6 protein-coding genes (1 of these 6 only partly in view) are annotated in these 8230 nt (G+C 35.7%); 3 read left to right on the top strand and 3 right to left on the bottom strand.

Features of this window, described 5'->3' with window-relative positions; genetic code table 11:
- From EDM02_RS01015 to EDM02_RS01005, 3 genes are all read left to right on the top strand, one after another.
- Positions 1 to 904, top strand: partial view of an MATE family efflux transporter gene (locus tag EDM02_RS01015; protein WP_123662379.1) — the 3' portion only. 422 nt of this gene lie to the left of the window's left edge; only the last 904 of its 1326 coding nucleotides appear in the window; the start codon falls outside the window, past its left edge; it ends in the stop codon at positions 902 to 904.
- Between the two features lie 199 nt (positions 905 to 1103).
- Positions 1104 to 1853 carry an MlaE family ABC transporter permease gene (locus EDM02_RS01010; RefSeq protein WP_260214929.1) on the top strand — a complete coding sequence of 250 codons (750 nt, stop codon included), beginning with the start codon at positions 1104 to 1106 and terminating at the stop codon, positions 1851 to 1853.
- Positions 1854 to 1874: 21 nt separating this feature from the next.
- Positions 1875 to 2627: an ABC transporter ATP-binding protein gene (locus EDM02_RS01005; RefSeq protein ID WP_123662377.1), complete on the top strand. Its 753-nt coding sequence runs from the start codon at positions 1875 to 1877 to the stop codon at positions 2625 to 2627.
- 57 nt (positions 2628 to 2684) lie between these two features.
- Here the strand turns inward: EDM02_RS01005 and EDM02_RS01000 are convergent, their stop codons facing one another.
- The 3 genes from EDM02_RS01000 to rseP form a co-directional block, all read right to left on the bottom strand.
- On the bottom strand, positions 2685 to 3500 hold the full coding sequence (locus tag EDM02_RS01000; protein ID WP_123662374.1) for a glycogen/starch synthase: 816 nt from the start codon (positions 3498 to 3500) through the stop codon (positions 2685 to 2687).
- A gap of 665 nt (positions 3501 to 4165) precedes the next feature.
- Positions 4166 to 6646: an endopeptidase La gene (gene lon / locus EDM02_RS00995; RefSeq protein ID WP_184891070.1), complete on the bottom strand. Its 2481-nt coding sequence runs from the start codon at positions 6644 to 6646 to the stop codon at positions 4166 to 4168.
- Between the two features lie 115 nt (positions 6647 to 6761).
- Positions 6762 to 8069: an RIP metalloprotease RseP gene (gene rseP, locus EDM02_RS00990; RefSeq protein WP_123662370.1), complete on the bottom strand. Its 1308-nt coding sequence runs from the start codon at positions 8067 to 8069 to the stop codon at positions 6762 to 6764.
- Positions 8070 to 8230: the final 161 nt, after the last annotated feature.

Genomic DNA, 8230 nt, shown 5'->3' with positions numbered 1-8230 from the left:
TAATAATATGGTCAGACGCTATCTGGAAGGAATCTCTTATGGGACAATTGGATTATTATTAGGATTTTTTACCTTAATTACAAATGTAATATTTAACTTTTTATTAATTTATGGAAAATGTGGTTTCCCTGCTCTTGAATTGCAGGGAGCTGGAATGGCTATGGTTTGTGCTGAGACGCTTACGGCAATAGCTGGTATACTGTATTTAGTATGTATTTTACGCCCAAAAGGCTATCTAATGTCTTTCAAATTTGATCAAATATCATGGCGATATTTTAAGGAAATATTGTGGGTAGGCTGGCCAGCTGGAATTCAGTTTGGAATAGAGGGCGCTTATCTGTTTTTTATTGCGATGGTAGTAGGTTGTATTGGTGTAGAAGCGCAAGCAGCTCATGCCATTTTATTTAATCTTTGCCAGTTAATTACTATTTTTGCCGTTGGTTTAGGGCTTTCTGGGTCTATGCTGGTGGCGCAAGAACGCGGTACTCAAAATGGCTTATTAGTAAGAAAAATAGCGCTTGCAGCATGTGATATGATTACGGTTTTTTCGATAATAATTGGGCTAACCTTTTTGACTATTAGCCCTTACATTATTTCTTTTTACAAGCCTGTCCATATTGTAAAGTGTTTGGTAAGTTTTTTGATTAAGCATCTATGTATTTTCCAATTATTTTATGGTGTATGTTATTGGGGCAATAGTGTACTACGTGGTTTAGATGATAGAGCATTTCCATTTGTATTTAATCTGATTACACAATTTATAAGTGCAATTATTTGTTATATTCTGGTTATAAGATATCATTGGGGTATAAGCGGCGTTTGGTTAACTTTGATATTTGAACGTATGTTGCTAGGTCTGCTCTTGTTTTTCCGATTTGAAAATAAAACAAAAAAATCTGCTTAGAAATGTAGAATACTCCATTATAGAACTATCGTTTGCGTTCTTAACTATATTTTCTATGTAAAAATAATAAAAATGTGCAATTTTTAATTTATAAAGCTTAAATTTATGGTTAAATATGACAAGTATCTATATTTGAGGTTATTTTACCTACAATAAGGGATAGGATTGCTGTATTTAATGTAAATGAAACCTTCATTATATGCTTATGGTAAAAGAATTAGGAGAATATTTGCTTTTTTTAGCTGCCATGTTTGAAAATCCTGTGCCATTTCGTATGTTTTTGTCTCGTGTTTCTAAAGAATGTATGCAAGTGGGGGTTGATTCTCTGTTTATTGTTTGCGTTATTTCAATTTTCATGGGAGGAGCTACTTGTATTCAGCTTGTTTCACAGCTAGATAATCCATTATTGGAAAAAAGTTTTATAGGACTTGCTGTTCGAAATATGACGGTTTCTGAGTTAGCTCCAACGGTAATCGGTATTGTTTTTGCGGGCAAAATAGGTTCTAGTATGGCTAGTGAATTGGGTTCTATGCGCATTAGTGAACAGATAGATGCATTGGAGATTATGGGCGTAAATGCTAATAACTATTTGGTTTTACCTAAAATTCTTGCTTCTGTGTTTATGTATCCACTTCTGATTATTATTGCTATGTTTCTTTCTATTTATGGCGGATTCCTCACTTGTAAATTTCTTACTTCAGTCCCTCCGCAAGCTTACATAGAGGGGCTCAGAAAAATGTTTGATCCCTATGTTATCCATGTAGCACTTTATAAAGCATTGGTTTATGGATGGCTTACCTCCTCTATTGCGTGCTACAAAGGGTCACATACAAGGGGAGGGGCTTTAAATGTAGGAAAATCCAGTACAGATGCTGTTACCAATAGTTGTATTGCTATACTTATAGCAGATGTACTTTTGGTTTATGTTTTACTGGGTTCTGGTATTTAATGCTCGTTTAATTTATGCACTATGATTTCTTTTGAAAATATTTCAAAGTCTTTTAATAATAAAGCTATTCTAGATAGTGTTAGTGGTGCATTTCAAGCTGGTCAAATGAGCCTGGTAATAGGTGCCAGTGGCACTGGGAAAAGTCTTTTAATCAAATGCTTGATTGGTTTAATTATGCCTGATCAAGGCAATTCTCTTTTTGATGGGCGCGATTTAGTCTATGGAGATAAGCCACTACAAACTGAAATAAGAAGGGAAATGGGGATGCTCTTTCAAGGGGGGGCTTTGTTTGACTCTAAGAACATAGAAGAAAATGTTCGCTTTCCATTAGATATCTTAACCACTATGAGTCTAGGGGAGAAACAAGATCGGGTCAATGCGTGTTTAACGCAAGTAGGGTTGCCTAATGTTCAGCGTAAAATGCCCAATGAGTTGAGTGGGGGTATGAAGAAGAGAGCGGGGATAGCTAGGGCTATTGTAAACCATCCTAAATACCTATTTTGTGATGAGCCTAATTCAGGATTAGATCCCCAAACGGCCCTGAAAATCGATGAATTAATTGCTGAAGTGACCTCTACCTACCAAACCACTACAGTAGTAGTAACGCATGATATGAATACTATTTTATCATTAGGTGATTTTATTTTATTCTTACACCAGGGTAAAAAATTATGGGAAGGGAGCTCTAAGGATATTTTACATACCAGTCTAACGGAATTACAAGATTTTCTATTTGTTGGGAAATTTAAAGAACTTTTATCTCCTTCGAATTAAAGCAATTGTTAAAGGTTTCTAGCCAGGGATGTGAATAGGTACAATAATCTCTGATTATTAAAAAGTTAGGTCAGGGCACATGAGATGTGCGTACATTTTAAAATGATGCTCGTTATACAGATCGTCGTTTTCAACCAAAGGCAGATCTTGCCCAGTAAATAAGTCTTTAAATTCAGTTGCATCAAGCTTTTCTCCACGAACTACTATATCAGAATAGTGCATAGCCAACTGAATAATATTGCGAAAACTTCCAGAAGCCAAAAAAGCGGTATCTTCATTTGCCACACCTATCTTTGCTACTTTTTCCGCTAAAAATGGAAAATGATGTGAGAATGTATTGTTATAAATAGTAGAAATGAGCTTAGCTTTTGTAAAAAGAGGATGGTTCTTGTATAATTTTTTCCAAAAAAGAGGTATTAAGCTTGTGATCCAATCATGACAATGTACAATGTCTGCTTCCCATTCAAGCTTTTTGAGACTTTCCATTACAGCTGTGCAGAAAAAAATCATACGTAAGTCATTATCTTCAAAAAAGTTATTATATGCATCTTTAAATACCGCTTTTCTATTTCCAAATAGATCATCATTACCTATAAAATAAACTTGTAAACGCGTATTGGGTATAGTGCTTACTTTGACAGAAATAGCATACTGTACTTCATGTATCGAAACAATAGTGCCTGATAAACGTAATACTTCATGCAATCTATTCATCCGGTCATTAATAATACCAAACTTAGGTACTATAATCCGTACATCCATCTGTCTATTTTGCATGGCTTCCGGTAATTTTCGTACACAATTTGACACAAGGGAGGTTTCTAGAAAAGGAGCGATCTCACTTGCAACGTATAGTATCCTTTGTAGAGACATAATTGAAGAATAATAGAAGGTACTGTTGAAGAGTTGTATTAAACATACAGACGTTAATAACGCTAAGGCCTAATTTAATCAATTTTTATCTTCTTTAAAAGAAATTTCATTTTCTGTATGATATTGAGTAGGATAATTTGAAAAGCTGGCTATGTTCCGTTTCGGGATTCAGCGTACTTGGGATCCCCATGATGTATGTATATACATCATGGGGGGAACTTGCATAGTGGGTACTATGCTGCGTGCGCTTCACCCTCGCGCGCCTTGCCAGCTTTCTAGTATCCGTTCAGTCGTGTGGCCAATTAAAAATAGCGTATCAGTCGTGTGGCCAATTAAAAATAGCGTATCAGTCGTGTGGCCAATTAAAAATAGCGTAATAATGTAAGTTTATAAAAAACGCGCCTTGAACAAAGCTGTGATTAGAAAATTTCAGTCTGAAAGCTATTAGAAAATCAATTTGTTTAAGCCCAAGGCTGCAAGCCTGGGCGAGTTTTGATTTTCAGCTTTCAGGCTGAAATTTTCAACAGCTTTGTTCACCAGCGCTTGATTTTTTTTGGCTACTTTTTTTGATCAAGCAAAAAAAGTAGCTTTAAAATAAGTAGTTTTAAAAAAAGTAGCTTTAAAATAAGTAGTTTTAAAAAAAATGGATAAAATCATTAATCATTTTAAGCTTCCCTATTTGTGCTCAGCAAACTACCATCCCAAACTTTTGCATCTGGTATCTTATCTTTTTGTATCGCCAAACGATAAACCTCATCTACCCGATCTACATAGTGGAATATTAAGTTATTGCGGTAGATTTCTTTAATTTCTTGCACATCCTTTTTATTTTTGCTACTTAGGATAATCTCTTTCATCCCCACACGTTTTGCCGCTAAAATTTTTTCTTTAATACCACCTACTGGCAGCACTTCTCCACGCAAAGTAATTTCTCCTGTCATAGCTAAACAATCTTTTACTTTTTTCTGTGTATAAAGGGAGGCTAATGAAGTAAAAAGAGTAATACCAGCAGAGGGGCCATCTTTTGGCACTGCGCCAGAAGGAACGTGAATATGTAAATCATAATTTTCAAAAACATTATGTGATACATCAAGGTATTGTTCGTTGGCTTTTAGATAAGAAAGAGCAGTCATAGCAGATTCCTTCATGACTTCTCCTAAGTGGCCAGACACATTAACCCTTCCTTTTCCTTTACTCAATACAGATTCTATAAAGAGAATTTCGCCACCAGCAGCAGTCCAAGCTAATCCAACGGAAACACCGGGCAGAGCTGTTTCTTGGTAAGGGGTATTATCAAATAGTTCTGGACCAAGCAAAGTAGCAACATCTGATTTTTTAATCTTTTTAAGATAAGGTTCTCCTAAAGCAATTGATTTGGCTGTTTTTCTGCAAATATTGGCTATTTGTCTGGATAACTCTCGTACACCAGATTCTCGGGTATAACTTTCTATAATGGTGGCTATGGCCTCATCTTGTATAGCCAAATCGGTAAATTTAAGTCCATGTTCTTTCCTTTGCTTTGGCACAAGGTATTTTTTTGAAATTTCCACTTTTTCTTCTAGGAGGTACCCGCTCACATCAATTACTTCCATTCTGTCCTGTAAAGCGGCTGGGATGCGATCCATGGAATTGGCAGTGGCTAAAAATAGAATATTAGAAAGGTCATAGGGCACTTCTAAGAAATTATCCACAAAGACATTATTTTGCTCTGGGTCTAGGACTTCCAATAATGCAGCAGACGGATCCCCCCGCATGCCATCTATTTTATCTATTTCATCCAGCACAATAACGGGGTTAGATGAAGTGGCTCGTTGAATGTTATAAATAATTTTTCCAGGCATGGCTCCAATATACGTTTTTCTATGACCACGTATTTCGGCCTCATCATTTAGTCCACCGAGCGCAATGCGTGCATATTTTCTCCCCATTGCTTTTGCAATAGATTTTCCCAAAGAGGTTTTGCCTACTCCAGGAGGACCACATAAACATAAAATAGGCCCCTTCATATTTTTTTTTAGCTTCAAAACAGCTAGAAATTCTAAAAGCCGCTCTTTTACTTTTTCAATACCATAGTGATCGGCATCAAAAATCTTTTTAGCCCGGTTGAGATCTAAATTATCTTTGGTATAAATACCCCAGGGGAGTTCTACTAGCAGTTCTGCGTGGTTGATACTAATAGAATAGTCTGGGCTATGAGGACTCATGCGTTCAGCTTTATCCAATTCTTTTTTAAAATAATCTGCTACTTCTTTAGGCCATTGTTTTTTGTCTCCTTTTGCACGTAATGCATCTATTTCATCTGTAAGCTCGTTTTCTCCTAATTCATCTTGTAGTACTTTTACTTGTTGCCTTAAGTAGTAATCGCGCTGCTGCTGACTGATATCGGAATGTACTTTGTCCTGAATTTCTTTTTTTAATTCTGAAATTTCTAATTCATTTAAAAGATGTTTTAAAAGTAAATTTGCTCGCTTAATACTGCTATTTAACTCCAGGAACTTTTGTTTATGGTGCACATCCGTATTCAAGTTAGAAGCCAAAAAATAGGTAAGAAAATCTGGACTTTTAATATTAGCTAGTATGGTATGTGCTTCATTAGATACATCAGATCGAAATTTAAGGATCTTAATGGCCACATCTTTCAATGATTGCATAAGAGCAAGCACTTTCTTGTCTTCTTTATAGGACTGGTCCCTTAAAAATTGAACAGTAGCCTCTAGGCCTAATGATGCTGTAAAGACCTCTATGGTTTGGAATTTTTGTTTTCCATGTACCAAAACAATGGTTCTGCCATTTGGGAAATTAATGATTTTGATGATTTTGGCCAGTGTACCTATTTTGTAAATATCAGTTGGCTTGCCTTCAAAGGTTTCTGGATTTTGTTGCGCTATAATGCCCAACAGACCATCTCGTTCATGTATAGTCTCTACCAAATGTATGGCCTGCCTTTCTTTAACTGTGATAGGTACTATAACATTAGGAAAAAGAACCGTATTGCGTAAGGCAAGTAAGGGAATTCTACCTAAGGAATGGTCATTGGCAAGGTGTTCTGGTTCATCAGAAACAATGAGCTCTACCATACTTCCTATGCCATCTTCTGCCCATGCCGAAGAGAGCGGGCCCTCCATTTCTAGTGGTTTTTTGTACATAATTACTTAATAAGGATTAATAGTGGCGCTTTTACTGACGTATATTACCGTATACATCAAAATACAGCAAATAATATGCCAGAAAAATAAAAACAAGTGCGCTTATGGTTACCAACTATTTTAATAGTTTACGAATGTCATTACCAAATGCATATAGCATGATTAACAATAAAATAACCATTCCCCACTTCTGGGTGATTTTTAAAAATCTATCTGAAGGTTTTCTACCAGAAAGCATTTCATAGAGTATAAATAAGGCATGTCCTCCATCTAATACTGGCAAGGGTAACAAGTTGGTTAAGCCGATAACTATAGACAAAAGGGCCACAAGTTCTAAAAATCTATCCCAGATAAATTCATTAGAGAAAATTTGTACAATTCTAATCGGGCCTCCCAAAGATTTTGTGATACTAAGTTTACCCGTTAGCAGTTTCCAAATAGCTAAACATTGATTTTGTATAGTTGTAGTGGCTTTTTTTACACCAATAGGGATGGACTGTAGAAATGAATATTTTAATGCCTTATAGGCTGGCTGCGCTAATACAATTCCTAACCCTTGCTGCTCAATTTTAATGGTAGTGGCCATTTGTATACCGTTGCGCAAATAAACTATTTCGACTTCTTTTCCCAAACAGGTTTTAGCGACCGTAATCAATTGATCTATATGTAGTGTAGCTTTACCTGCTAGTGTAATAATCTGATCTTTTTCCATTAAACCTGCTAGATAAGCGTTGCTATTAGGTACAACGGTTCTAATAACACAAGGATAAATCGGTTGTATAAAAGGGGTTTTGTAGTTATCTGATAAGTATTCTATTATTTTTTCTGGAATGGATAAATTTAACTCCCTATCATCTCTAATGATGGTATAATAGCTTTTTTCGCGCAGTAAAAGGGTAGGGGACAAGGCATCATTAAAGTCTTCAAAATCTTTTCCATTAATTTTGATAATTTTATCTCCCTCTTTAAAGCCCATTTGCATACCAATGGTATTGGGTATAATTCCATATTTATTTACCTCATCTTTAGGTAAATAAGTAGATCCCCTCATATATACTAGTCCAATATATATCAGCGTACCACTAATCAGATTAAATACAATACCTCCTAATATAACCATTAGCCGTTGCCAAGCTGATTTGGAGCGAAATTCCCAGGGTTGTGGAGGGTTGGTTAGATGGTTGCTATCTAGTGATTCGTCTATCATACCTGCAATCTGTACAGCTCCACCCAAAGGAATCGACCCTAAAGCATATTCCGTTTCACCGAATTTTATTTTAAATATTTTAGGCGGAAAGCCAATCATATAGCTATTGACACGCATTCCAAATAGCTTGGCAAAGAGCAAATGCCCTAATTCATGTATACCAACAATGATGGATAATCCTGCCAAAAATTGAATGGTTTTAATAAGGAACGCCATAAGATTATATGTATGATAATAGGATTTAAAATTAGTCAATAAAGATAAGAAAAAAAACGGAAAATATACGTTTCCGTTCACGCCCCTGGCAAGGATATCATTACAAGTATGGATAAAATCATCCATTATTAAATATTAGCCATTTGCTATAATCTATAAAA

This window comes from Candidatus Cardinium hertigii (genome assembly GCF_003788695.1).
The sequence above is the reverse complement of the archived record's forward strand: the minus strand, read 5'-3'. Positions and strand labels throughout refer to the sequence as shown.

Bases quoted from the DNA above. Each gene is read 5' to 3' on its own strand.
- EDM02_RS01010 (WP_260214929.1), top strand. From the start codon at position 1,104: ATGCTTATGGTAAAAGAATTAGGAGAATATTTGCTTTTTTTAGCTGCC.
- rseP (WP_123662370.1), bottom strand. From the start codon at position 8,069: ATGGCGTTCCTTATTAAAACCATTCAATTTTTGGCAGGATTATCCATC.
- EDM02_RS01005 (WP_123662377.1), top strand. From the start codon at position 1,875: ATGATTTCTTTTGAAAATATTTCAAAGTCTTTTAATAATAAAGCTATT.
- EDM02_RS01000 (WP_123662374.1), bottom strand. From the start codon at position 3,500: ATGTCTCTACAAAGGATACTATACGTTGCAAGTGAGATCGCTCCTTTT.
- lon (WP_184891070.1), bottom strand. From the start codon at position 6,646: ATGTACAAAAAACCACTAGAAATGGAGGGCCCGCTCTCTTCGGCATGG.